The sequence below is a fragment of the Lactiplantibacillus songbeiensis genome (assembly GCF_005405125.1).
GTDB classification, from domain to species: Bacteria; Bacillota; Bacilli; order Lactobacillales; family Lactobacillaceae; genus Lactiplantibacillus; species Lactiplantibacillus songbeiensis.
This window is the reverse complement of the sequence record NZ_BJDL01000022.1, coordinates 25,089-51,820: the sequence shown is the minus strand read 5'-3', so window position 1 is coordinate 51,820 and position 26,732 is coordinate 25,089. Positions and strand designations below refer to the sequence as shown.

The window sequence follows — 26,732 nt, the reverse complement described above, 5'->3', positions numbered from 1 at the left end:
AGCCGAGAGGTTGGTTCCTAAAATGCTCAGCCGTGTCGTTGGCCTTAGTGTGAGTGGTCTGCTCATACTTAGGCCAAGGCCAGTTTTGAAGACCGAGCTTTGGCTTCAAAATGGCCCATGGCGTTCCAGCATTTTAGGAACCAACCGGCAAGCGGCAATTTTAACTAGCACCCAGCGTATTCTATAGCTTGTTCAACGGAGACGGATAAACAAGCACTAACTAAAAAATCCGGCTCCCAAGCAGATTGTAAACTGCTGGAGAGTCGGATTAATTCGCTCAATTACTTAACTTCAGTAACTTTCTTCTGACTAATAATCACTTTATCATGATACTTATCAACGATTTCTGGATCTGTACTGGTAAACTCAATCAAGTACGAGTTCGTGTAGGCCTTCGCAATTGTGCCGGTCATGGTCTGGCCCTCAAGCTTAAATGTCACTTTAGTTCCGATTTCCATTGGTTTGGCCTCATTTCTGTATAATGTCGTTAATATAGCACGGATTAGCAAAATGTCAACTAACAAACTGAAAACGGGGATAAAACTAGGCTTGAAAATTAGCACCCTTGACTATTTTACTAATAAAAGTTGGGTTTGATTGAATTTTCACTTATCGCTTGATATGATAAAGGTGACTTAAATGTTTACGCTTACGTAGGTGGACGTAACAGTTAAAATAAAGGGGGGATTACGATGAGTATTTTATCCTTAGCCCGCTTTCAATTTGCGATGACGACGGTGTTTCATTTCTTCTTTGTGCCATTATCAATTGGTTTAGCATTAGTCGTAGCCATTATGGAAACGCTCTATGTTATTAAAAAGGATCAATTGTACAAACATATGGCACAATTCTGGGGACGGATTTTCTTACTTAGTTTTGCCGTTGGGGTTGTAACCGGGATTATTCAGGAATTCCAGTTCGGGATGAACTGGTCGGAGTACTCACGTTTTATGGGTGACATTTTTGGGGCGCCATTAGCGATTGAAGCGTTAGTTGCGTTCTTTATGGAATCCACGTTTATCGGCTTATGGATGTTTGGCTGGGACCGGTTTAGTGCTGGTATTCACTGTGCGTTTATTTGGTTAACTTCCATTGGGACGATGATTTCAGCCATGTGGATTTTGGCAGCCAATAGTTTTATGCAAAATCCAGTCGGTTTCATGATCAATGCCAAAACCGGTCGTGCGCAGATGACCAGTTTTGCCGCAGTTATTAAGAATCCGCAATTATGGTATGAGTTACCGCACGTTTTATTTGGGGCATTTGTCACCGGTTCCTTTGTGGTTGCCGGGATGGCCGCGTTTGGTTTGCTTAAGAAGCGCAATCCAGAATTCTTCCGTAAATCACTTAAGGTCAGTCTGATCATTGGTTTGTTGGCTACAATCGGCGTGGTTGGTATGGGTGATGTCCAAACGCGTTACATTATTAAAGAACAACCGATGAAGTTTGCGGCGACTGAAGGGTTATACAAAGACTCTGGGTCACCAGCGGCTTGGGCGATTGTGTCTGGGATAGATACTAAGAATCATAAGACGAACTGGTCAATTGAGATGCCTTATGTCTTGGATATCTTAAGTTATCACAAGTTATCTGGGAACGTTAAGGGTCAAAATGCCATCAATAAAGAATTACATGCGAAATATGATAAGAAGTTTGGCAAGAATATGAACTATTATGTCCCAACCAAGACGTTATTCTGGAGTTTCCGGGTCATGGCCATTTCTGGTGGGTTGTTTGCCTTAATTGCGATTATCGGGTTATTCTTTAATCGCGCCGGCAGTGACTTAATCATGCGGCAGCGCTGGTTCTTATGGGTCTTAGGAATTTGCACGTTCTTACCATTTGCGGCGAATACGGCCGGCTGGTTTATTACCGAACTGGGGCGGTATCCTTGGGTCGTCTATGGGCTATTGACGATTGCCGATGCCGTTTCGCCGAATGTTAGTGTCGCATCATTATTAATCTCAAATATTGTCTACTTCTGCTTGTTCAGTGGTTTAGGCATCGTGATGATCGTCTTGTCCAAACGGGTCTTGCATTATGGTCCAGATGATTTGTTACAAGCGAAAGATGATGCACCGTATGACCCATATGGTAAGGGGGCGTTCGATCATGAGTAACTTACAATTCTTATGGTTTATTTTAATCGGTGTTTTATTCAGCGGCTTCTTCTTCCTAGAAGGGTTTGACTTTGGGGTCGGGATGTCGATTAAGACTTTGGCGCAAACGCGGTCGGAACGTGATGCAGTGATTCATACCATTGGCCCGCATTGGGATGCTAATGAAGTTTGGCTGATTACGGCTGGCGGGGCAATGTTTGCCTCGTTTCCAATGTGGTACGCGTCCCTATTCTCCGGCTTTTATCTGATCCTACTCTTGATTTTAGTCGCCTTGATTATGCGAGGTGTTTCTTTTGAATTCCGTAGTCGGATGGAAAGTGAACGTGGGCGGAACTTCTGGGAATGGGCCGCGGCCTTAGGAAGTTTCTTCGCAGCGTTTCTCTTTGGCATGTTGTTTACTGCGATGGTCAAAGGGATGCCAATTAACGCGCATGGAGATATTTCAGCGCACTTTACCGACTATGTGAACTTATTCTCACTCGTTGGTGGGGTGGCGGTGACCTTACTCTGCTACTTGCACGGCTTGAACTTTGTCCGGTTAAAGACGACCGGGGCGTTGCGGGAACGTGCTTTGAAATGGGCTAAACCACTGTACTGGCTCCTATTTGCTGGTGAAGTCTTGTTTGCCATTTTGTTGTTCTTCAGCACCGACTTCTTCGATAAAAAGCCAATTTCAACGTTGATTATCGTGGTTGCGCTGGTCCTCTTAACGGTGCTTGCCACTTGGGGTGTTTACAGTAACCACGAATGGCTGTCATTTATTAGTAGCGGCTTGTCCTTAATTGATGTGGTCATCTTGTTGTTCAATGGCTTGTTCCCACGGGTGATGGTGGCGAATAATGCTGCCAACAGTATCTTAATCAAAAACGCTTCGAACTCGCCATACACGTTACATCTGATGACGATTATCGCCTTGACGACGTTGCCGATTATGCTGATTTACTTCATTTGGAGTTATTGGGTCTTTTATAAGCGAGTTGCGTCATAAAACCGCTACCAAATACGGAATCAATGGTACAATTTAATTAAATAAGCCCGAAAGTGGTCGTGACTTGGCCGGTGCCAGGTCACGGCTTTTTTGTGATATCAGGTGGGGAGGGGACAGTTATGTTTGATCCAGCATTATTCAAATTGCCAGGAATGCGGCGCTTAGCGGTGATTTTAGCCTTACTAGCGGTCGTTGAAGGTATTTTTATTATTATTCAAGCACAGTTCATGTCCGTAGCAATCGTTGGCTTGTGGCATTTGCAGCAACTGGGGACTATTCTGCAGCCGATGCTGATCTTTGCCGTGGCTTGGACTGGGCGGCAGTTATTAGTCGTCATCAAGAATCGGCTGATGTATCCAGTGGTTGAAAAGACGACTGGCGATTTACGCCGACAAGTGATGCAAAAATTATATCGGCTAGGACCAAGTTATGTCGCCAAGACTGGGACGGGGAATGTGGTCACTACAGCTTTGGAAGGCATCGATAAGGTTCAGACGTATTTGATGCTCGTCGTCATTAAAGTTATCGATATGATGGTGATTCCGTGGGTGATTTTAATTTATATTGCCTGGCTACGGTGGCGTGAAGCGTTATTCTTATTAGCTATTTTTCCGTTAATTATTGTGTTTATGATTATTTTGGGTTACGCGGCCCAAGCTAAAGCTGACAAACAATACGTTGGTTATCAACGGTTATCGAATCACTTTGTCGACACGTTGCGCGGCCTGCCCACGTTGAAACAATTAGGACTCAGCCGGCAGTACGCCAACAATGTGTATCAAGTGAGTGAAGGCTATCGGAAGCAGACGTTAGCGGTGATTAAGATTGCCATGCTATCAACGTTTGCCTTGGATTTCTTTACGACGCTTTCGATCGCGGTTGTGGCGGTCTTCTTGGGTTTTGGCTTAATTGATGGGACGATTACCTTATTACCAGCGTTAGTGATCTTAGTCCTATCACCAGATTATTTTTTGCCTTTACGGACGTTTGCGAGTGATTACCATGCCACGTTAAACGGGAAGAATGCCTTTGCGGCGGTTCAAAAAATGTTGGCCTTACCCGTGGCCACACAACGTGATCAATTAGGCACGCAGCCGTTAAATTGGCAAGCAGATAGTACGTTAAGCTTACAAAATATTAACTTCAGCTATGATGGCAAGCAACCAGCGCTTAGTACGCTTAAGCTGCAAGCAAAAGGTTACCAACGGATTGGCATTATCGGGGCTTCTGGTTCCGGTAAGTCGACCTTAATCAACTTATTAGGAGGCTTTTTGACGCCGACCGCTAATCAAGGGTCCTTGACGGTGAATGGTCAGGCGGTAACGCACTTGAATCAGATTGCTTGGCAACAAAGTTTCTTTTATATTCCGCAAAACCCTTATTTGTTCCATGCGAGTTTGGCAGAAAATATTGCCTTTTATCAACCAAATGCGGGCCTCAGTGCGATTGGGGCGGCCGCAGAAAAGGCGGGTTTAACCGACTGGATTAAAACGTTACCGGATGGGTTAGCAACCAAAATTGGTGAAGGTGCACGGGGCGTTAGTGGTGGTCAAGCCCAACGAATTGCGTTAGCGCGGGCATTCTTAGATAGTTCGCGGCGTATTTTGTTGTTTGATGAACCGACTGCTCATCTAGATATTGAAACGGAAGCGGAGTTAAAGCAAACGATTTTACCGGTGTTTAAAGATCACTTAGTCTTCTTTGCAACGCATCGTTTGCACTGGATCAACCAAATGGATTATGTCCTCGTCATGGACCACGGCCGGATTGTTGAGCAAGGGACGCCGGCACAACTAGCCGCGGCGGATGGGGCGTACGTCCGGTTACGGGATGAAATGGTAGGTGCCATCTAATGAAAAACTTTTTTGCAACCTTTAAACGTGATACTTGGGTGATGCCGTACTTACGCAAGTATAAAAAGTTGTTAGCATTGACGTTATTTCTTGGGTTAATGACCTTTTTCTGCGGGTCAGCGTTGATGTTTAACTCGGGGTATTTGATTAGTAAAGCGGCACGTCATCCGTATAATATTCTGATGATCTACGTGCCGATTGTCTTGACACGGGCCTTTGGGATTGGGCGACCAGCGTTTCGTTATGCGGAACGGATCACCAGTCATAATTGGGTCTTACGGATTGTGTCTGACTTTCGTAAAAAGCTCTATCAAGCCGTTGAAAAGCAAGCGGTCGCGATTCGGCAAAATTTTCAAACTGGCGATGTGTTAAGCCTATTAGCTGACGACATTGACCATATTGAAAATCTCTATTTACGGACGGTTTTTCCAACCGTGATTGCCCTCATGATGTATGTGTTGATCGTGTTAGCACTGGGGGTCTTTAGTTGGTGGTTCGGGTTGTTGATGCTACTGATGTTAGGTCTCATTGTGATCGTGATGCCGTTATTATCGGTACTAGTGAACGGTGCCCGTGAAACTCGCAGTCGTCAGATTCAGCAGACCTTTTATACGCAACTGACGGATGCGGTGATGGGCTTAGGTGATTGGTTGATCTCTGGTCGGCAACAAGATTTTAATGACCGTCAGACGGCGCCGATTGATCAAATTTCTAGTTTGCGGCGGGCTGATCACCAATTTCAGTGGTGGCGTGATTTTACCATCCAGATTATTTTTGGTGTGATTTGTCTGGCCCTCATTATTTGGAGTAGCTTTGCTTGGACGCAAAACGATGCTAATGCCAATTGGATTGCGGCCTTTGTCTTATCCGTCTTTCCGTTAGTCGATGCCTTTCAATCGGTCAGCCAAGGGGTCAGCGAATGGCCAAGTTATCAACGGTCAATCGTGCGGGTGAACCAGTTGGACACCACGCCAACGGATCAGCGGGATCAAACTGTCTTAACGGAACCGTTTAATCAGTTACAAGTGGCTAATCTTGAATTTACGTATCCAGAGGGGACGCGTCCCATTTTTAAGCAACTAAGCCTGACGCTAAAAGCTGGTGAAAAGGTTGCTTTACTGGGACCTTCTGGTACTGGGAAAAGTACGTTATTGAAACTTATTTTAGGTGACTTACAACCGAATGGTGGTTCCGTGCAATTGAACGATATTCCGATTGCCCGTTTGCAAAATGAGCGGGCTCAGTTATTTGGTGTTTTGGATCAGCAGCCGTATTTGTTTAATACGACCATCATGAATAATGTGCGGATGGGGAATTTGAAGGCGACGGATGACCAAGTGAAGGCGGCGCTAAAGGCGGTTGAATTAGATCATCTGATTGACTCGTTGCCGGATGGTTATGAGACAGTAGTTGAAGAAGGCGGTGCGCGCTTTTCCGGTGGCGAACGGCAACGGTTAGCGCTGGCGCGAATTCTATTGCAGGATGCGCCGATAATTATTTTGGATGAGCCTACTGTTAGTTTAGACCCCATCACAGAAGCGCATTTATTGGCGACGGTGTTTAAAGTCTTACAAGATAAGACGATTCTATGGGTCACACATCATTTAGCTGGGATTAACTATGTTGATCAAGTCCGTTTCTTGGAAGATGGGCAGTTCGATATGGCGGGTACCCCGCAAGAACTATACGCGAGTGCCCCACGGTTTAAACGGTTGTATGACTTGGATCAGGGGCAAGAGTGAGCCAGACTGTTTAAAGTTAATATGCTTAGTGCTGGTTGGATTAACTTGCCACTCTGGTTGGGCCAGAATCGGCTGGAACATGGTGACCACGTTTTCCAGCCATAGTGTGGTCTCGAAAGCTGGGGGGAAAATCACCTACTTAGATAAACGACACCACTGAGCCAATTATAGCCAGCCCGGCGTTAATTAACCGGCAGGCGGCAATTTTAACTAATCAAGCGTCTTTCGATATCAAAAGTGCCAGCGACTTAATTTGAGAGTCGCTGGCACTTTGTGTGTTAGTGATAAATACTGGCAATAACTATTTGTTTATTCTAAAGAATAAATTTAGTGTAATGATAGTCAAGTCACTCACTGCAATTAATGATTCCGAATCAATAGCTGGGTCACTAATTGGCGTAAAGTCTGTTGCGTTCCGCCCGCTGGTAAGCGGTTAATCAACGTTAGTGCCTGTTGTGTATACTGTGTCGCTAACTGTTGCGCTTTAGTAACGCCACCTAATGCGACCACTTGATTGCGAATCGCTAAGAGGTCGTCATTAGTCGCAACGGTGCCTGGCATTGGTAATTGGCGCGCTAAGCTCGGATCGGCTTGTAAGGCGTAAATCAATGGCAAGGAGTAAACACCGTCGCGTAGGTCAGTTAAGACGGGTTTATGGGTAAGCTGTTCATCGCCTGTATAGTCTAAGATATCATCTAGCATTTGATAGGCTAGGCCGAGTTGTTGGCCAATCTGTTGGCCTAAGTCAACGATAGCCTGTGGTGCTTGAGCCAGTTGGGCGCCTTGTTGGCAACTCAAGCTAAATAGCCGTGCGGTTTTACCCGCGGCGACTTTTAAGTAGTCATTGAGACTGGTCTGCGGGTGAAAGTTATGCGCCATCTGGTCGAGCTCACCTTGGAGAATGCCGCGCATGGCCGCCACATTACGTTGGATGTCGTTGGTCGTCCGTGCGGAAAGCACCACGAGATCGAAGTAGCACGTAAATAAGAGATCACCGGCATAGATGGCATTGCGTTGACCGTAGTCTTGATGAATCGTGGTGACGTGCCGCCGTTCTGGGCTCTCGTCGATGACATCATCGTGAATTAAGGTTGCGACATGTAGAAGTTCCATCGCCGCCGCCCCGGCTTGTAAGCGATCGGCCGCTTGGTCCGTTCCAAATTGGCTGAATAAGTAAAAGAATCCTGGGCGCAAGAATTTGCCACCAGCTTGCAAGAGTTCATGCACCCGTGCATTAATGGCAGGATTATCAATGTTAACGTGTGCCAATAAGTATGGTTTTAACGCTGCTAATTGGGCATGAATCTGTGTATCTGGTTGCCAAATCGTTTGAATCATTCACCGTCACCCCGTTGGCGTAGGACAGCAAAACTTGCAGCCCTACGCATTCTAAAATACAATCTAACTTAAAGGTACAAATAACTATTAAAGTTGTCAATCAAAAAGGGGGAGTCGGTCCTTGAAACCGAAAGTTTTTTTAGAGTTCGTGGAGATCAAATCGCTGATTGCCAGTGTTTTGCCATTTGTTCTGGGGAGTTTGTACGCGATTTATAATTACCATCAAGTTCATTTAGGGTATTTAGCCCTATTTTTTGTGGCGTCTTCATTATTCCATATGGCGACCAATGCGAATGATAATTATCAAGATTTCTTGCATGCACCTCGTGATGCCGATAATCAGGAGTTTTTAGAAGAGACTAATGTCGTTGGCGTCAATCAGATTTCAATTGGCCAGGCACGGACGATTACATTTGGCCTGGCGGGGGTGTCATTAGTCTTGGGCTTGTGGCTCGTGACGCGTACCGGCTTACCATTATTATGGATGGGCTTGTATTCATACGCGGTCGGTTATTTTTATGCGGGCGGTCCCAAGCCAATTTCAACCAGTCCTTTTGGTGAATTCTTCTCAGGGTTTACGATGGGCTTTATGATTTTTTGGATTGCCGTGTTTATTAATACCTACGATGTCACGACGATTACGTGGTTGTCGAGCTTTCAGGTGTTGGTCGCGGCGGGATTAGCTATTTTTGCTATTTCGAATATTATGTTGGCTAATAATATTTGTGATATGGCAGAAGACATTGCGTTAGGCCGGCATACAATTTTGTATTACTTAGGGAAACCAATCATGTTACGGGTGTTTGCTTGGAGCTATGTCGCTGGGTACTTGTGCTTAGTCGCGGCGGTGTGGTTAGGTGTGTTGCCACCGTTAAGCCTGTTGACACTGATTAGTGCGATTCCAGTGTATAAAAATACGCGGTTGTTTTTGCAAAAGCAAGTTAAACGGGAAACGTTTATCTTAGCGATTAAGAATGCGACGATTATTTGTTTGTCGTTTGCGGTATTTATGGGGTTAGGGTTGTTGGTTTAACTGAACTGAGAATAAGCAAAAACGGCAGTGAATTCAATCATTTCACTGTCGTTTTTTGCATGTTAGCTTGTTATTCAAATGGATAACGATAATCCCACTGTTGCCGGGCAGCCGTCATAATATCCATCACATCAGTCGTTTTAACCAAGCTGGTATTGGCTAAGTTACCCGCGACCATTCGCTGCATATCGGCGATTTCGTAGTTCATTGCATTGGTTGATGCACCAGCTTGAATCACTTGAGTTTGGCCTTGATTATCCGTGAATAGGGCATGGTCGGCCCGGGGATAAGTGTCAATGGTGAAGTAGCCATTTTCATACGCTACAATCCCTTGTTTAGGCATTTTAGCGCGGAAAGTCAGCGCAATGTTGGCGAGTTCGTCATTGGCATTACGGAGACTAATCGTTTCGGCTTCATCCACGCCGGTACTGAACCGATGCATCGTGGTTCCGGTGATATAGGGCTTAGCCGTTAAAAATTCCCGGACAAAGGCTAACGCGTAGACCCCAATATCCAACAGTGCCCCGCCTGCCAGCTCTGGATTAAAGAAGCGGTTGGTTGGGTCAGGTTCCTTAAAGCTCCCAAAACTAGCTTGGACCATCTTTAAAGCACCTAACTGATGATCATCGGCAAAGGCGTGCAGCTTTTGATATAGTGGCATGTGATACAACGTCATCGCTTCAGCTAACACGAGCTGATTAGCGGCTGCGAGGGCCTTAGCTTGGTTCAACTGGGCACTGGTCATCGTGATGGCCTTTTCGCTGAAGACGTGTTTACCAGCCTTTAATGCCGGCAGAATGGTATCGAGGTGGTAGTTATGTGGCGTGGCCACGTAAACGATGTCCACTTGTGGATCAGCTAATAGGGCGGACAAGTCACCATAAGCTTTTGGAATCTGATGGTCGTTAGCAAAAGCATCTGCTTTGGCTTGCGAGCGTGAACAAACGGCGTAGATTTCACCATCAGGCTGGTCAAAGTATTTGACAAAGCTGTGAGCGATATTGCCGAGACCGACAATTGCCCACCGATATTTTTTAGGCATAGGCACGTTCCTCCAATTTTATGATAGGATCCAAATTCATTCTAGCAGAAAAGTTGGGTTGGACAGCGTTAAAAGCCATTTTAATTTTAGCTAAAAGCAGGTAAAATAGAGCCAACTTACATAGAAAGGATACCCGTCATGGCAGCAAAAAAGCGTCGACGTAAACGCCGGTCTAAAGCAACCGGATTCTTAGTCAGAAAAGGCCGCGTGCAATGGTTGAACGTGATCGTCTTAGTGATCGTGTTTGGTGGCCTTGGGTGGGTGGTGAGTACCCGTTGGACCGGTTGGCTGCCAGTTCATCAGGAAGTGACCGTCAAAACGCATGCTGACTTTATCAAGCGCCTAGCACCGGATGCTAAGGCCATGCAGACGACTTATCACGTGCGGGCGAGTATTACACTGGCACAAGCTATCTTAGAGTCGGATTGGGGGCGAAGTACGAACGCGACGGAAAATAATAATTTATTTGGGGTTAAAGCGACCGCGGCAGAACCCGGCAAGGTGATGACGACGCAAGAGTATTACGATGGTGCCTATCATCAAGTCAAGCGCCGGTTTCGAGTTTACACCAGTTGGCATGCGTCGATGGTGGCCCATGCGAAACGACTGGCGAATGGCCCGGCTTGGGACCCCGGTCATTATCAAACGGTGATCAAGGCCAAGACGTATCAAGACGCCGCCCAAGCCTTAGCCAAGACCGGCTATGCGACTGATCCGGATTATGCGCAAAAAATAATTAATGTTATTCAAAAATATGACTTAGAACGGTATGATAGTAAGTAGAACTTTTAAACTAGATGAAATTAGTAGGAGGGCACTATGCGAGAACTTGAACAACGTATTTTAACCGATGGCCGGGTCTTACCTGGTGAAGTCTTGAAGGTCGATGGTTTCTTGAATCATCAAGTTGACCCAGATTTAATGTTTACGATTGGGTCCGAATTCGCACGACTATTCCGCGAAGCCGGGATTACCAAGATTTTGACGGTCGAATCATCGGGGATTGCGCCCGCAGTGATGGCTGGGTTGCAGTTGCATGTCCCCGTTGTTTTTGCCCGTAAACACAAATCGGTGACCTTGATCGACGATTTGTACACCGCTGAAGTCTATTCATATACTAAAAAAACGTCCAATCATATTTCGATTTCCAAGAAATTTTTGAGCGCAGATGATAAGGTGTTATTAGTCGATGACTTCTTAGCAAACGGGCAAGCAGTTCAAGGCTTATTTGAAATTTGTGACCAAGCACAAGCTGAAATTGCCGGTGTGGGGATCGTGATTGAAAAAATCTTCCAAAGCGGTCATCAATTAGTCGCAGATCGTGGGGTTCGCTTAGAATCTTTAGCGCAGATTACGTCCTTTGACGGCGACCGTGTGCACTTTGCGTCAGAAGCAACCGATTAATTTAGCTTAGAAAGCTGGGATTGAGATGCAAGTTAATCCGGGCATGTTAGCGTTAATTTTTGTGATTAATTTGGTATACATCACCTTGAACACGTTACGCTTTTTATTAGTGATGCGTGGGTACCGCTATTTTGCAGCTTTTACCAGTGTGATTGAAATTACCGTGTATGTGTTAGGGCTATCGTTAGTTTTGAATCGTTTGAATAATCCATTGAATCTAGTGGTCTATGCCCTTGGTTACGGGGTCGGGGTCTATGTCGGTATGTTGATTGAAGACAAACTGGCGCTAGGGTATACGATGATTTCGGTCATCTTGCCAGACCCCAAGTCGACGTTGCCCGCAGTATTACGGACAAATGGGTTTGGGGTGACACAACACGCAGCTTACGGTTTAGAAGGTGAACGGCTAGCACTAGAGATTCTGGCACCGCGTAAGAATGAGCGGCGATTATACGACTTGATTAAAACGGAAGCTCCAAATGCGTTCGTAATTGCCTATGAACCCAAATATATTTCAGGTGGCTTTTGGCTGAAACGGGTCAAACGCCGCAATGCTCGTCGATAATTTATTGGGTTGCTAATTTATCGATATCGGTAGCGTGCTAGCATAGATATTATTGATACTTATAAATTGGGTGAACTTGTTCTTGAGCGAAGCAATTAGCAATGTTGATGAAATTAGCGAAGGGCGGACTGGATGACGCTCAGTGGTGTCGTTTGACTTAGCCGGTGGTTTTTTGCCGGGTTAGTCAAAGCCCGGCTTATGAGACCGCACTATGGCTCATAAACGTGGCCACCACGTTCCAGCGTCAATCCAGGCCAACCGAAGTGGACAATAGGATACTTTATTTAGGTTAAAAAACGAAAACGCTAAATATTCAGAAAGATTCGTGTCAATACTTGCATGCAGGCTACTGGCAACGTATGATAATTAACGGATCACTAATCGAAAATTCATTTAATATTTATTTAAGAAAGTAGGGACGGATGTGGACAACTCGGTTTTAAATCCAGGTGGTACTTTAGGCATCATCGGTAATAGTACCAACGGTGTTGGATTGGTGATTGCCGCGCGCAATGCCGGCATCAATGTCGGTGTTTACGGTGATAACGAAAATACTGAGACCATGGAACTGGCAGATTTTCGTGTTGTCGGGGCCCTCAATGATCAGCAACAATTACAAAATTTCGCCGAACGCTGTGATATGGTGACGTATGAATCGGAAACAATCGATGCGTCAGTGATGGGCTTTTTAGCTGCCCATACCCGCGTGCCTCAAGGGACCGATGCGTTAGAAATCATGCAAGATCGGTCATTGGAACGCGCTTTCTTTGCGCAGTTAAACTTAAACGTTGCACCCTCTGCGACGATTGTCAGTTTGGACGATGTGTATCAATCGATTGGCTCAATCGGCTACCCAAGTATTTTGAAGCCGATTCAAAAGGGGTTGGGGCATAACCGGCAGCTGGTCATTAAGACGCAGACGGATATTGTCAAAGCCGCTGATCTATTGGACTGGGGAACCTATATGTTAGAATCCCTAATTCCATTTAAGAAAGAATTGTCCGTGATTGTTGCCAAAACGCCGGATGAAACTAAGTTTTTCCCAATTGTTGAAAATCGGTACCGGGATCACCACTTAATGATGACCATGGTGCCAGCGCAGATTGATCAAGCGGTCAATGATGAAATCTTACGGATTACACAAGAAATTAGTGATAATTTGACGTATACCGGGATCTTTGAAGTGGCCTTTTTCTTGACTGATAGTGGTAACTTATATGTAAAGCGGATTGTTCCCGCGATGCACCAATCAGGCTATGTTTTTGAACGAGCGACTAATATTAGCATGGCTGAACAACATTTACGGGCGATTGCCGGGTTACCATTAATGCCAATCAAGTCCTTGTTGCCAGTTGTAGCGGTTTACTTCACACCAGCACAAGCAAATGTGATTCGAACTCAGTGGCAGATTAAACCGAACTGGTTCTTCAACTTCTATCACCGAACGAAATTGCAAGCTGAAAAAGCCGCGATTGCGGGCCATGTGATGGTTGAAGCCGATTCTATTAAAGAAGCCTTGGAGCAAATTGATGATACTAACATCTGGCAACTACAACCAGCACCTGATGAAGGTGCGGCGACGGAAACTAGTGATTAAGTAGTGCATTAAAACGAAAGAGTTTGGGTGTAGACCTGAACTCTTTTTGTCGTTAAGTAATGGGCTTGCCGTTAATCACTGGTTACGCTTGGTACTAGTTGGCTTAAATTGCCACTCTGGTTGGGCCAGAATCGGCTGGAACATGGTGGCCGCGTTTTCAAGCCACAGTACGGTCTCGAAAGCCGGGCTTTATCTAAGTCGGAAAATCACCGACCAAGATAAACGGCACCACTGAGCCGATGCTGGCCCGCCCAACGTTAATTAACGTGAATTAATGACTATCTTATTGTCGACCATAGATTTAGCCGAGAGGTTGGGTTCTAAAATGCTCAGCCGTGTCGTTGGCCTTAGTGCGAGTGGCCTGCTCGGACTTAGGCCAAGGCCAGTTTTGAAGACCGCACTTTGGCTTCAAAATGGCCCATGGCGTTCCAGCGTTTTAGAACCCAACCGGCAGGCGGCAATTTTAGCCAGCACCAGGTGTTAGCTAGTGGAATGTGTCATCGATTAGCCAATCAGTGTGATAATTTTAAGCAAACTGATGGTCATAAGTACTTCAAATTAATAGAACAAACATTCGAAAAAGCCGGTTGAAAGGCCAGCATATCAGGCTGAAATTTGGTATAATATTTGTTGACTGATTTTTAGAAAGGGTGGCGAACAGCGTGTCGAAAGAAAGCCTATTGGCAGGAATGAATGACAAGCAGCAAGAAGCCGTATTAGACACCGAAGGACCGCTACTAATTATGGCGGGGGCCGGTTCGGGCAAGACTCGGGTGCTGACGCATCGAGTCGCTTACTTGATTGAAGAAAAAGGCGTTAATCCTTGGAATGTGTTAGCAATCACCTTTACGAATAAGGCCGCTCGCGAAATGCGTGAACGGGTTGGTAATTTATTGGGTGAAGACGCCCGTGATGTGTGGGTTTCGACGTTCCATGCACTCTGTGTCCGAATCTTGCGGCGTGATATTGACCAGATTGGTTATAATCGGGCCTTCACGATTGCCGGAACTAGTGAACAACGGACATTAGTTAAGCGTATCTTAAACGATCAAAATATTGATTCTAAAAAGTATGATCCGCGGTCGATTTTATCGGCCATTTCCAATGCGAAAAACGATTTACAGACACCCGCGATGTATAAAGAATCTGCGGCTAGTCCGTTTGAAAGTATCGTGGCTGATGTCTATGATCAATACCAACACGAATTAGCGGCGGATCAAGCCGTCGATTTTGATGACTTGATTATGTTGACGATTCAACTGTTCAAGCAGCACCCGGAAACGTTGGGCTGGTATCAAAATAAATTCCATTATATTCATGTGGATGAATATCAAGATACTAACAATGCCCAATATACCTTGGTTAACTTATTAGCTGAAAAGTATAAGAATCTCTGCGTTGTCGGGGATGCTGACCAATCGATCTATGGTTGGCGGGGCGCTAATATGGAAAATATCTTGAACTTTGAACAAGATTATCCAGAAGCTGATAGCGTTAAATTGGAACAAAATTACCGGTCCACCAAGACGATCTTGGCGGCGGCAAACCAAGTGATTAACCACAATACCACGCGGCGCCCCAAGAAGTTATGGACTGAAAATGATGAAGGCCAGCTGATTCACTATTATCGTGGGCAAAGCGAAAATGATGAAACCCACTATGTGATTGCCCAGATTCAAGAACAAATGCGAACTAATAAATATGACTATGGGGATTTCGCCGTCTTATACCGGACTAACGCCCAATCCCGGGTGATGGAAGAATCACTTGTTAAAGCCAATATTCCATATACGATGGTTGGTGGCAACAAGTTCTACGATCGTAAAGAAATTCGGGATATCTTGTCTTACTTAACCTTAGTTGTTAATGACCAAGATTCTGTCAACTTTGAACGGGTCGTTAATGAACCGAAACGGGGTATTGGTCAGACTAGTGTCGATAAGTTGCGGGCCTTTGCTGACGAAGCGAATTATTCAATGTTAGAGGCCGCGACTAATGTCGATATGGCCAATGGTATTGCCACCCGGACTAAGGGGGCCTTAGCGAAGTTTGCCGCGACGATGAACGAGTTACGCGCCATGCGCGAGTACTTGTCAGTGACTGACTTAACGCAAGAAATTTTGGACCGGTCGGGTTATATGAAGGCACTCAAGGCCCAAAAGACCGCTAAACCGCTCGAAACGCAAACCCGGATCGAAAACATTCAAGAATTCTTATCTGTCACGAAGCAATTCGATGATGGGTATCAACCAGAAGAAGAAGATAGCGATAAGTTTGTGGACTTCTTAGCTGACTTAGCCTTAGTTTCAGATGTGGATAACGTGGAGGAAGAACCCCAAGCTGTGACGTTAATGACGTTGCATGCGGCTAAAGGGCTTGAATTCCCAGTTGTCTTCCTGATTGGCCTAGAAGAAGGTATCTTCCCATTGTCACGGGCGATGATGGACGAGGATGAATTGGAAGAAGAACGTCGGTTAGCCTATGTGGGGATTACCCGTGCTGAAAAGCAACTCTATCTGACCAACGCCTATTCGCGGATGTTATATGGTCGGCGGCAAAGTAACCAAGAATCACGATTTGTTGCTGAAATCGACCAAAGTTTGATTAAGAATGATAATACCCTAGAAGGGTCGAGCAGCAGTGACTTAAATGTGCCATTTGCCACTAAGAAAGCCTTGACGCCACGTTATAAGAAGAATCCTGTTGGGACGCGACCAACCGTTAAAAAGGCGGCCGGAACTGGCGCTGACAAGAATAGTTGGCGGATTGGCGACAAAGTGACACATCGTAAGTGGGGGACTGGGACTGTTGTGAAAGTAACCGGTGCCGGTGAAGATGCTGAACTCGATATTGCCTTTAAGTCAGAGGGGATTAAACGGCTCTTAGCCGCGTTTGCCCCAATTCAAAAAGTTCAGGACTAAGTGGTCAAGGAGGCCAGCAATAATGGCAAACAAACCGATCAGTGAGCTGGATCAAGCAGCAGCGGCGACCGAAGCTGCCAGTTTACGGACTGAATTAAATCAGTGGCGGCAAGATTATTATGATAATGATGCCCCTAAAGTTGAAGATGATGTTTATGACCGTGAATATGCGCGCTTAGTGGCATTAGAAACGGCTTTTCCCAGCATTGTGACGAGTGATTCGCCAACCCAATTAGTTGGTGGAACGGTTAAAGCTGGCTTTACGAAAGTTCAACATCCGATTCCGATGTTGTCATTAGGCGATGTCTTTTCACAAGCTGAACTGCAGGCGTTTGACGACCGTTTACGGCAAAATGTGGATGATCCGTTTGACTATAATTGTGAATTAAAAATTGATGGTTTAGCGTTGTCGCTACAATACGAGAACGGCAAGTTAGTTCAAGGGTCAACGCGGGGCAATGGGTCCGTTGGTGAAGATATTACCCGTAATATCATGACGATTGACTCCATTCCTCACGAACTAAGCCGGCCCTTAACCATTGAAGTTCGGGGCGAATGCTACATGCCGAAAGCGGCTTTTGCTGCTTTGAACGAACGCCGTGAAGCCGCTGGTGAAAGTGTCTTTGCTAATCCCCGGAATGCGGCAGCTGGGTCCTTACGGCAGCTAGATACGAAAGTCACAGCTGAACGTCAATTAAGTACTTTTATGTATAATGTGGCGGATTATGAGCCGTTGAAGGCCCGGACCCAAAGCGAGATGCTGGCAGAATTTGCGGACTTAGGGTTGACGATTAATCCGACCTTCAAAGTCGCGCATTCGATGGCCGAGGTGTTTAGCTATATTGACCATTATCAAAATGAGCGGCCGGACTTAGCCTATGGGATTGATGGGATTGTCATTAAAGCGAATCCGTTACCATTGCAGCGGTCGTTAGGCGCCACCGTCAAAGTGCCGCGCTGGGCGATTGCATTCAAGTTTCCACCGGACGAACAACCGACGCTACTTAAAGATGTCGAGTGGACAGTCGGTCGGACCGGGGTTGTGACCCCGACAGCCGTGATGGATCCCGTACAATTAGCCGGGACCACCGTTGCGCGCGCTTCACTGCATAATCCAGATTATGTGGCCGCTAGAGATGTGCGCATCGGTGATACCGTGTTGTTACACAAAGCCGGTGACATTATTCCGGAAATTTCGGCCGTAGATTTAACGAAACGACCAAAAGATGCTGAAAAGTTAACGATTCCAACCCATTGTCCATCTTGTGGGGCATTACTCGTGCATTTAGAAGATGAAGTGGCTTTACGCTGTATTAACCCGAAATGTCCCGCCCAAGTGCAAGAAGGCTTAGTCCACTTCGCCTCGCGGAATGCGATGAACATTGATGGTTTAGGACCGAAGTTAATCGCCCAACTCTATACCAATCATTTGGTCAGCGATGTGGCGGATTTATACCGGTTGACCAAGGATCAATTATTAGCATTAGATAAAGTAAAAGATAAATCTGCTGAAAACCTCTTGACAGCGATTGACCGTAGTCGCAATAATTCACTTGAACGTTTATTGTTCGGCCTTGGAATTCGTCACGTTGGCGCCAAGGTAGCCCGATTAATTGCCCAACATTTTGAAACGATTGACGCTTTAATGGCAGCCGGTCAGGAAGAGATTGCGGCGATTGACTCAATGGGCGACATTATTGCCAACGCGGTCGTTCAATATTTTGATAGTGATGGTGCGCAAGCCCTAGTTAAAGAGTTGCAAACTGTTGGTGTCAATACGACTTACCAAGGCCCTAGTGAAACGGCCGCTTTAGACAGCAATAGTTGGTTTGCTGGTAAGCGCGTGGTTTTAACGGGTAAGTTACAGAGCTTCACTCGACCGGCCGCGACACAGTGGTTACAAGATCACGGTGCAACGGTCACTGGGAGTGTCTCTAAAAAGACAGACTTAGTGGTCGCCGGGACCGATGCCGGGAGTAAGTTGCAAAAAGCACAACAGCTGGACATTACCGTTTGGGATGAAGCACGGTTCAGCACGACAATGAGGGAGGATGCACAAGCGTGACGATTAAACGCATACGCACGATGGGCTTAGTGGCAATTACCGCGATTGTTCTAGCCGCCTGCGGAAATTTGAAGAGTTCGTCATTTGGCTCTAATAGTACGAGTCAGACGACAACAACGGGGTCGAAAACGACCACGACGACTGGAACCACGGACTCAGAGTTTTATCAAGGGGTTATTAAGAAGGGGCGTTACCGGACGAGTAAATCGCGCGGGGTCAACGTCTCACAAAATGATAACGTCATGAACTTAAAGAGTTTCGAAAATGGGTTATTAGATGTTTCAAAGAAAGTCTTCCCAACAAACAAGTATGTTTATCAAGAAGGTCAGTATTTGAGTACGTCGACGGTTGAAAATTGGTTGGGTCGTAAGACCAAGGATAATGAGGATGGGTTAAACCCTAAGAGTAACGGGAAGACCGGTGCCGATACCCGGAACCCAATCTATTTACAACAATTAGAAGAACAAGATTATATGGTTCAAAGCGGCAGTAAATTGAGCCTTGGTGGTGTCACGGTCGGTTTAGGGATGAACTCCGTGGATTACTACACGAAGGTTGAATATGGGGCGACCTATGAGACGGACATTACTACGACTGAATTAACGGCTCAAGGTAAGAAGATGGCCAACACCGTGTTACAACGGCTACGTCAAAAGTCGGCCTTAAAGAATGTGCCGATTGTCTTAGCCCTTTACAAGCAGTCGTCAAATGATAGTCTAGTAGGTGGGAATATGATTGCCTACGCCGTTTCTAAGAATGGCGCAACGTCGATTTCAAACTGGAAATCATTGAATTGGCAAAATTACGTCTTCCCAGCAACGACGGAATCGAAGAATAGTGGTGCGAATAGTAATGATGAATCAGATTTCTCATCATTTAAGTCGCATGTGCAAAACTTCTTCCCGAACTTGTCAGGTGTGACGGCGAATGCCCACTACAAAGACAAGTCGTTGAGCAAGTTAAGCGTTAATATCACGACGAAGTTCTATAGTGAAACCGAAATTATCAGCTTTACGCAGTATTTAGCAACCGCTGCTAAGCGTTACTTACCATCTGGGGTGCCCGTTGAGATTACGGTTAAGAGTGCCAATGGTGATATCCAAAGTTTCTTAGCACGGACGGCTAAAGGCAGTTCGTATTACACACATGTCTTTAGTGATCAAGGCGATAATTAAGCTAGGAGCATAACGTTCGTCGTCTAAGAATAATGGTTATTTGCCACTTCGGTTGGTCTGGATTGATGCTGGAACGTGGTGGCCACATTTGGAAGCCAAAGTGCGGTCTTCCAAGCTGGGCTTTCACTAGGTCGAGAAAATCACTCAACCTAGTGAAATCTCACCACTGAGTATCATCCAGCCCGCCCTACGCTAGCTGGTTTGACTGTTATCAGTATGGTTAATACTGCAACTGGTTGATAACGTCAACGCTGGTCAACGGAGACAAAGGTCTAATGAGCAGTTATTTGAAAACTACGAACAATCATGTATTAGTGATGATTAATCACGTATAACGCAAAAGATTAAGAAAGAAGGAAATTTGATGGCTGAAGAACGCATTAATGCCGAACAAGTTAAGCATGTCGCGGAACTCGCGAAGCTCGAATTTACCCCCGACCAATTAGACATGTTTACTGGTCAGTTGGAAAAAATTATTGGCATGTTTGAAGAATTAAGCAAAGTTGATACGACTGGGGTACCCGTAACGTCGCAAGTTAACGATCGGCGGAATGCTTTACGTGATGACGTTGCCGTTCAAAGTAACCAACGGCAAGCGCTATTAGCGAATGCGCCTGAAACGGCAGAAGGCTTAATCCGAGTACCAACAATTATTGACGAAAGCGGGGACGGCGAATAATGGACTTTTTCAACCAAGATTTAACGAGTCTGCATGCTGATTTAGTTGCTAAAAAAATCAGTGCAGCCGAATTGACCCAAGCAACCTTTGACAATATGGCAAAAACCGATGCTAAAGTTGATGCATTCTTAAACTTGAATGCTGATGCGGCCTTGAAAAATGCCCAAGCTATCGATGCCAAAGGGATCAATGTTGACAACTTGTTAGCTGGGATTCCTGTTGGGGTCAAAGATAACATTGTGACCAAAGGCTTAACGACGACGGCGGCTTCCAAGATGTTGGAAAACTTTGTGCCAGTTTATAATGCCACGGTCGTTGACAAGATGTTAGCGAATGATATGGTCATTGTCGGTAAGACCAACATGGATGAATTTGCCATGGGTGGGTCAACTGAAAACTCAGCCTTTAAAGTCACCAAAAACCCTTGGGATGTTAGCCGCGTTCCTGGTGGCTCATCCGGTGGTTCAGCGGTTGCAGTCGCTTCTGGTCAAGTACCGGTCGCTTATGGGTCTGATACCGGTGGCTCGATTCGTCAACCAGCGTCATTTAACGGTATCGTTGGGATGAAGCCAACGTATGGCCGTGTTTCTCGTTGGGGCTTAATTGCTTTCGGATCATCATTAGATCAAATTGGACCAATGACGCGGACGGTTAAAGATAATGCTGCGGCGTTGAACCTGATTGCGGGTAATGATGTGCATGATGGTACGTCTTCTAAGCGGGAAGTCCCTGACTTTACCGCTGGCTTAACTGGCGATATTAAGGGTATGAAGATCGCATTGCCAAAAGAATATATGGGCGATGGGATTGATCCTAAAGTCCGCGAAGTCATTAAAAATGCGGTCAAACAATTCGAAGACTTAGGGGCCACGGTTGAAGAAGTCTCGTTACCACATAGTCGTTATGGGGTTTCAGCTTACTATATCATCGCGTCATCTGAAGCTTCATCTAATTTACAACGGTTCGATGGGATTCGCTATGGGTTCCGCGCTCAAGATGTGAAGAATTTGGAAGACGTCTATGTTCGCAGTCGTTCTGAAGGCTTTGGTGATGAAGTTAAACGTCGGATTATGTTAGGGACGTTCTCCTTATCAGCTGGCTATTACGATGCCTACTTCCACAAGGCTGGCCAAGTGCGGACGATGATTATTGATGACTTTAATAAGGTCTTCAATGACTATGATTTAATCATCGGGCCGACTGCACCAACTCCTGCGTTCAAGATTGGTGATGAAATCTCTGACCCAGTCACGATGTATATGAACGATGTCTTGACGATTCCGGTTAACTTAGCCGGTTTACCTGGGATGTCAATTCCAGCTGGTTTAGCTGATGGTATGCCAGTTGGGTTACAATTAATTGGTAAGTCTTTTGATGAAAGTACGCTTTACAAGGCTGGTTATGCCTTTGAACAAGCGACTGATTTTCATCAGGCGACCCCAGATTTAGGAGGGACGAACTAAATGAATTTTGTGACGACGATCGGACTTGAAGTCCATGTTGAATTAAAAACCAATTCCAAAATTTTTAGTCCATCACCCGTGCAATTCGGTGCAGAACCTAACGCCAACACGAACGTGATCGACTGGGGCTATCCCGGGGTCTTACCAACGGCCAATAAAGGCGTGGTTGAAGCTGGGATTAAAGCGGCAACGGCCTTACATGCCGAAATCGAACAAGAAACTTATTTTGATCGGAAGAACTATTTCTACCCAGATAACCCGAAAGCATACCAAATCACCCAACACGAAAAGCCGATAGCCCATGATGGCTGGCTTGAAATTGAAGTGGATGGTCAAAAGAAGAAAATTGGGATTGAAGAAATGCATATTGAAGAAGATGCTGGGAAAAACACCCATGCCAGCACTCATTCATATGTCGATTTGAACCGTCAAGGGACGCCTTTGATCGAAATCGTGTCAAAACCTGATATCAGTTCACCAGCCGAAGCGTATGCTTATTGTGAAGCCTTACGTCAACGGATTCAATTTACCGGTGTTTCTGATGTTAAGATGGAAGAAGGCTCAATGCGGGTCGATGTCAACATTTCGATTCGGCCGGCCGGTTCCGATACCTATGGCGTTAAGACTGAAATGAAAAACTTGAACTCCTTTAATTACGTTAAGAAGTCCTTGGAATATGAAGAACAACGGCAACAACGGGTCTTAATGTCAGGTGGCCAAGTGCAACAAGAAACCCGGCGTTTCGATGAAACTACCGGTAAAACGATCTTGATGCGGGTCAAGGAAGGTAGCGATGATTACCGTTACTTCCCAGAACCAGATATCCCCGTCGTTGAAATCAGCGATGATTGGATCAATGACGTTAAAGCGACGATTCCTGAAATGCCAGGGTCACGTCGCAATCGTTATGTGAACGACTTTGGGCTGACCCCTTACGATGCGGGCGTCTTAACACAGACTAAGGAAATGTCAGACTTCTTTGACGCAACGGTGGCTCAAGGTGCTGATCCTAAGTTGACTTCAAACTACTTACAAGGGGACGTTAATGCCTTCTTGAACGAAAACAAAGTTGATTTACAAGACACCAAGTTAACGCCAGAAAACTTAGCTGGCATGATCAAGATGATTTCCGATGAAACCATTTCTAGCAAGATTGCCAAGAAAGTCTTCAAGGCCATCATGGCTGGTTCAGATCCAGTTAAGTGGGTCAATGACAAGGGCTTAGTCCAATTGTCAGATCCAGCACAATTACAACCAATTATTGATAATGTCTTGGAAAATAACCAACAATCAATTGATGACTTTAAGAATGGTAAAGACCGGGCAGTCGGTTTCTTAGTGGGTCAAATTATGAAGCAGACCCATGGTAAGGCTAATCCGAAGGTTGTTAATAAGTTGTTGATGGCTTCGTTGCAAGCTAGATAGAGTGTGAGGGCCAACGGGTTGCGCCTGAGCATTGCCTAGCTATCTCAATTACTCGGTGATTTTCCGAGTGGTTGAGATAGCGTAGCAAGCACAGGGCGCAGTTGGACCGAACACGTTTCAGCCAATCGGCCACTAGGCGGCCAACCACCGCCTGACCAAGCAACGGTAAGTTAAGACACAGAACAAAAAAGACAGGACGCGGAGGAAAGTAACATGCGTAAACGGGCACGACTAATTTATAACCCGACTTCTGGACGTGAGGCCTTAGCCCATGATCTAGTTGAAATCTTAGGGATCTTTGAACAGGCCGGGTACGAGACCAGTGCTTATGCGACCACGCCAACCCCAAATTCGGCGGCTGACGAAGCGCGCCGGTGTGCCAAAGATGGGTTTGAATTAATTGTCGCAGCCGGTGGCGATGGCACCATCAACCAAGTGGTCAATGGGTTAGCCGGCTTAAAGCGGCGGCCTAAGATGGCAATTATCCCTGCTGGAACGACGAATGACTATGCTCGGGCGTTACACATCCCCCGTGATAATCCCGTCGCGGCGGCGAAAGTCGTTTTAAAGCAACAAACGGTTAAGATGGATATCGGTCAAGCCGGGGAACAGTATTTCATCAACATTGCGGCTGGTGGGATGCTGACTGAGCTGACTTACGATGTGCCATCACAATTAAAGTCAATCTTTGGTTACGCGGCTTATTTGGCCAAAGGGGCTGAATTACTGCCACGGGTTAAACCAATTGAGATGGACCTGAAGTATGATGGCGGCCATTTTAAAGGTAAGGCCTCGATGTTTTTCTTAGCGCTGACGAATTCAGTCGGTGGCTTTGAAAAGATTGTACCGGATGCCTCGTTAGATGATGGTAAGTTCACGATGATTATTGTGAAGACCAGTAATTTAGCGAAAATCCTGCATTTGATGACCTTAGTCTTGAACGGTGGGAAGCATATTAATGATCCAAGTATCATTTATGTGAAGACCAATAAAGTGGTCGCTAAGCCGGTCGAGGGTCGATTAATGATCAACTTAGATGGCGAATACGGTGGCGATGCGCCGATGACGTTTAAAGACTTCAAACAGCATATTGAATTCTTTGCCGATACGGATCGGATTCCAGAAGACGCCATTACGGATTCAGATTCTGAATTGCAAAACGCTGAACGGAATTTCGTCTCGGCTGTCGATCAATTACCAGCTGATCGACCAGAAACGGAAACTGAATAGCTTGCTTAAATTATCGTTTACCGATACAATGGTGAACGGTAATTTTTTTAACGACCTGAATCGATGGGATAACTAGTGAGTGGTCCTGGTTGCCTAATCTAAGGGCGTTTCAACTAAATCCGTCAGGTGAACAAACCTGTTTATATAAAATAATTAAACTAGTCAAGAAAGAAAAACGAGGAATTTCATGAAAGTAAATTTACCAGTTTATAAAGGTGAAGTCTTAGATGTTGATATCATGGACTTAACTTATCAAGGGATGGGTGTGGCGAAAGTCGATAATTACCCAATCTTTATCGATAATGCATTACCAGAAGAAAAAATCTCAGTTAAAGTGACCAAGACGACCAAAAACTTTGCGTTTGGTGATGTCGAACAAATCAAGCAAGTCAGCCCCCATCGGGTCAACCCTAAAGGCCGGGTCTACCGTCAAACTGGGATCGCACCCTTGCAACATTTGGAATACAGCGAACAATTGAAGTTCAAGCAACATCAAATCGCTGAATTATTTGCCAAAGTGCATATGGATGATGTGGAAGTCTTACCAACCATTGGAATGGAAAATCCAACCCAATACCGGAATAAGGCGCAAGTGCCAGTTCGGAAAGTCCAAGGCGAATTGACGACTGGTTTTTACAAGAAGAATAGTCATCAATTAATGCCGATTGAAGATTACTATATTCAAGATCCAGCAATTGACCAAGCTATTGTGGTTATTCGGGATATCTTACGGAAATACCATGAAGCCCCTTATGATGAATTTCATCATAGTGGGACGATTCGGACGATCATGGTTCGGCGTGGTTACTACAGCCATGAAATGATGGTTGTGATTGTGACGCGGACGAAACATTTGCCAATGGCTGACGTGGTCGTATCGGAGATTCAAGCCGCTTTACCTGAAGTAGTCAGCATTATCCAGAACGTCAACCAAAAGCAGACTAACGTCATCTTAGGGCCAGTTAACAACGTGTTAGCGGGTAAATCAACCATTGATGATCAATTATTAGGGTTAACGTTCGCTATTTCAGCACAATCATTCTACCAAGTTAATCCCCAACAAACTGAAAAGTTGTATCAATTGGCGATCGACAAGGCTGGTTTGACTGGCAATGAAACGGTTATCGATGCTTATTCTGGGATTGGGACCATCTCACTGACGATGGCGCAACATGCCAAGCAAGTTTATGGGGTTGATATTGTACCAGCAGCGATTGACAATGCTCGTCAAAACGCTGACAAGAATGATATCCACAATGTGAAGTTTGTCTTGGATAGTGCTGAAAAAGCAATGGCTAAGTGGGCGGAAGATGACATCAAACCAGATGTTGTTGTCGTTGATCCGCCACGTAAAGGTCTGGATGCGGCCTTTATCGAAAGTGCCGCTGAAATGGGGCCAAAGCGCGTGGTTTACATTAGCTGTAACCCATCGACCTTAGTACGCGATGTCCAACGTTTTGGTGAACACGGCTACCACATTTGTGCGCCGGTTCAGCCAGTGGACCAATTCCCACAAACACCACATATTGAAAGTGTAACCGTCTTAGAACGCGACTAAATCTGATTAAAGCAAGCCGACAGTTAGTTGGCTTGCTTTTTTCGTTCATGAGTATAAAAAGTGCCACTCTGGTTGGTCCAGAATCGGCTGGAACGTGGTGGCCACGTTTGCGAGCCAAAGTGCGGTCTCGCAAGCCGGGCTTGATCTAAGTTGCCCAAAATCAGACAACTAAGATCAACGACACCACTGAGCCAATTCTGGCCCGCCCGGCGTTAATTAATGGCTATTAAAAAATTAGCGATTGATTATTTTCAATTCGGTCATTTAGCCGAGAGGTTGGTTCCTAAAACGCTCAGCCGTGTCGTTGGCCTTAGTGCGAGTGGTTTGCTCGGACTTAGGCCAAGGTCAGTTTTGAAGACCGGGCTTTGGCTTCAAAATGGCCCATGGCGTTCCAGCGTTTTAGGAACCAACCGGCAGGCGGCAATTTTTACTAGTACCAAACGTTTAGGACTATATCTGTTTTTATCCCTTCGTTCATGAAAATTGTCCTTGATTTTTCAATGAGTAATACGGTAGACTTTATCTTAAATTCAA

General features: G+C 45.6%; 20 protein-coding genes. 17 read left to right on the top strand and 3 right to left on the bottom strand.

The genetic code is table 11. The features are described 5' to 3' along the window. Window positions 1-281: 281 nt before the first annotated feature. Entirely contained in the window at window positions 282-458 is a 177-nt protein-coding gene (locus FFM77_RS09225) for a DUF2187 domain-containing protein (protein WP_137635485.1), read from the bottom strand. Window positions 459-692: 234 nt separating this feature from the next. Between FFM77_RS09225 and FFM77_RS09220 the strand changes: the two genes are divergently transcribed. The 4 genes from FFM77_RS09220 to cydC all read left to right on the top strand — a co-directional run bounded on the left by FFM77_RS09220 (window position 693) and on the right by cydC (window position 6,703). Beyond that, window positions 693-2,120, top strand: a complete 1,428-nt coding sequence (locus FFM77_RS09220) for a cytochrome ubiquinol oxidase subunit I (RefSeq protein WP_137635484.1) — start codon at window positions 693-695, stop codon at window positions 2,118-2,120. Beyond that, complete coding sequence (gene cydB, locus FFM77_RS09215; protein WP_137635483.1) at window positions 2,113-3,108, top strand: cytochrome d ubiquinol oxidase subunit II; 996 nt, start codon at window positions 2,113-2,115, stop codon at window positions 3,106-3,108. The genes FFM77_RS09220 and cydB overlap by 8 nt, the downstream gene beginning before the upstream one ends. Window positions 3,109-3,227: 119 nt before the next feature. Continuing rightward, window positions 3,228-4,961 (top strand): thiol reductant ABC exporter subunit CydD, encoded by a 1,734-nt coding sequence (gene cydD / locus FFM77_RS09210; protein WP_137635482.1) that lies wholly within the window; start codon window positions 3,228-3,230, stop codon window positions 4,959-4,961. After that, entirely contained in the window at window positions 4,961-6,703 is a 1,743-nt protein-coding gene (cydC, locus tag FFM77_RS09205; protein WP_137635481.1) for a thiol reductant ABC exporter subunit CydC, read from the top strand. The genes cydD and cydC overlap by 1 nt, the downstream gene beginning before the upstream one ends. 360 nt (window positions 6,704-7,063) lie before the next feature. Here cydC and FFM77_RS09200 read toward each other — a convergent pair whose 3' ends face one another. Beyond that, window positions 7,064-8,041: a polyprenyl synthetase family protein gene (locus tag FFM77_RS09200; RefSeq protein WP_137635480.1), complete on the bottom strand. Its 978-nt coding sequence runs from the start codon at window positions 8,039-8,041 to the stop codon at window positions 7,064-7,066. A gap of 121 nt (window positions 8,042-8,162) precedes the next feature. Here FFM77_RS09200 and FFM77_RS09195 point away from each other — a divergent pair, with 121 nt between their 5' ends. Beyond that, window positions 8,163-9,074 (top strand): 1,4-dihydroxy-2-naphthoate polyprenyltransferase, encoded by a 912-nt coding sequence (locus tag FFM77_RS09195; RefSeq protein WP_137635479.1) that lies wholly within the window; start codon window positions 8,163-8,165, stop codon window positions 9,072-9,074. 70 nt (window positions 9,075-9,144) lie between these two features. Here the strand turns inward: FFM77_RS09195 and FFM77_RS09190 are convergent, their stop codons facing one another. Beyond that, window positions 9,145-10,116, bottom strand: coding sequence for a Gfo/Idh/MocA family protein (locus FFM77_RS09190; RefSeq protein ID WP_137635478.1), 972 nt, complete (start codon window positions 10,114-10,116; stop codon window positions 9,145-9,147). 138 nt (window positions 10,117-10,254) lie between these two features. Between FFM77_RS09190 and FFM77_RS09185 the strand changes: the two genes are divergently transcribed. The 12 genes from FFM77_RS09185 (at window position 10,255) to rlmD (ending at window position 26,198) form a co-directional block, all read left to right on the top strand. Beyond that, window positions 10,255-10,899 (top strand): glycoside hydrolase family 73 protein, encoded by a 645-nt coding sequence (locus FFM77_RS09185; protein ID WP_137635477.1) that lies wholly within the window; start codon window positions 10,255-10,257, stop codon window positions 10,897-10,899. 36 nt (window positions 10,900-10,935) lie between these two features. Beyond that, on the top strand, window positions 10,936-11,520 hold the full coding sequence (locus FFM77_RS09180; RefSeq protein WP_137635476.1) for a xanthine phosphoribosyltransferase: 585 nt from the start codon (window positions 10,936-10,938) through the stop codon (window positions 11,518-11,520). Between the two features lie 25 nt (window positions 11,521-11,545). Continuing rightward, window positions 11,546-12,085: a DUF2179 domain-containing protein gene (locus FFM77_RS09175; protein WP_137635475.1), complete on the top strand. Its 540-nt coding sequence runs from the start codon at window positions 11,546-11,548 to the stop codon at window positions 12,083-12,085. A 424-nt stretch (window positions 12,086-12,509) separates the two neighbouring features. Then, window positions 12,510-13,682, top strand: a complete 1,173-nt coding sequence (locus FFM77_RS09170) for a 5-(carboxyamino)imidazole ribonucleotide synthase (protein WP_137635474.1) — start codon at window positions 12,510-12,512, stop codon at window positions 13,680-13,682. A gap of 662 nt (window positions 13,683-14,344) precedes the next feature. Further along, the gene (gene pcrA / locus FFM77_RS09165) at window positions 14,345-16,603 is read left to right on the top strand and encodes a DNA helicase PcrA (protein WP_137635473.1); all 2,259 of its coding nucleotides are present in this window, start codon (window positions 14,345-14,347) and stop codon (window positions 16,601-16,603) included. A 22-nt stretch (window positions 16,604-16,625) separates the two neighbouring features. Next, the gene (gene ligA, locus FFM77_RS09160; RefSeq protein WP_137635472.1) at window positions 16,626-18,668 is read left to right on the top strand and encodes an NAD-dependent DNA ligase LigA; all 2,043 of its coding nucleotides are present in this window, start codon (window positions 16,626-16,628) and stop codon (window positions 18,666-18,668) included. Beyond that, complete coding sequence (locus FFM77_RS09155; protein WP_137635471.1) at window positions 18,665-19,843, top strand: CamS family sex pheromone protein; 1,179 nt, start codon at window positions 18,665-18,667, stop codon at window positions 19,841-19,843. The genes ligA and FFM77_RS09155 overlap by 4 nt, the downstream gene beginning before the upstream one ends. 364 nt (window positions 19,844-20,207) lie before the next feature. Beyond that, complete coding sequence (gene gatC, locus FFM77_RS09150; protein WP_137635470.1) at window positions 20,208-20,522, top strand: Asp-tRNA(Asn)/Glu-tRNA(Gln) amidotransferase subunit GatC; 315 nt, start codon at window positions 20,208-20,210, stop codon at window positions 20,520-20,522. Continuing rightward, window positions 20,522-21,985, top strand: a complete 1,464-nt coding sequence (gene gatA / locus FFM77_RS09145; protein WP_137635469.1) for an Asp-tRNA(Asn)/Glu-tRNA(Gln) amidotransferase subunit GatA — start codon at window positions 20,522-20,524, stop codon at window positions 21,983-21,985. The genes gatC and gatA overlap by 1 nt, the downstream gene beginning before the upstream one ends. Then, the gene (gatB, locus tag FFM77_RS09140; RefSeq protein WP_137635468.1) at window positions 21,986-23,410 is read left to right on the top strand and encodes an Asp-tRNA(Asn)/Glu-tRNA(Gln) amidotransferase subunit GatB; all 1,425 of its coding nucleotides are present in this window, start codon (window positions 21,986-21,988) and stop codon (window positions 23,408-23,410) included. 213 nt (window positions 23,411-23,623) lie between these two features. Beyond that, the gene (locus tag FFM77_RS09135; protein WP_137635467.1) at window positions 23,624-24,640 is read left to right on the top strand and encodes a diacylglycerol kinase; all 1,017 of its coding nucleotides are present in this window, start codon (window positions 23,624-23,626) and stop codon (window positions 24,638-24,640) included. Window positions 24,641-24,827: 187 nt separating this feature from the next. Further along, window positions 24,828-26,198, top strand: coding sequence for a 23S rRNA (uracil(1939)-C(5))-methyltransferase RlmD (gene rlmD / locus FFM77_RS09130; protein WP_137635466.1), 1,371 nt, complete (start codon window positions 24,828-24,830; stop codon window positions 26,196-26,198). The last annotated feature ends 534 nt before the right edge of the window (window positions 26,199-26,732 follow it).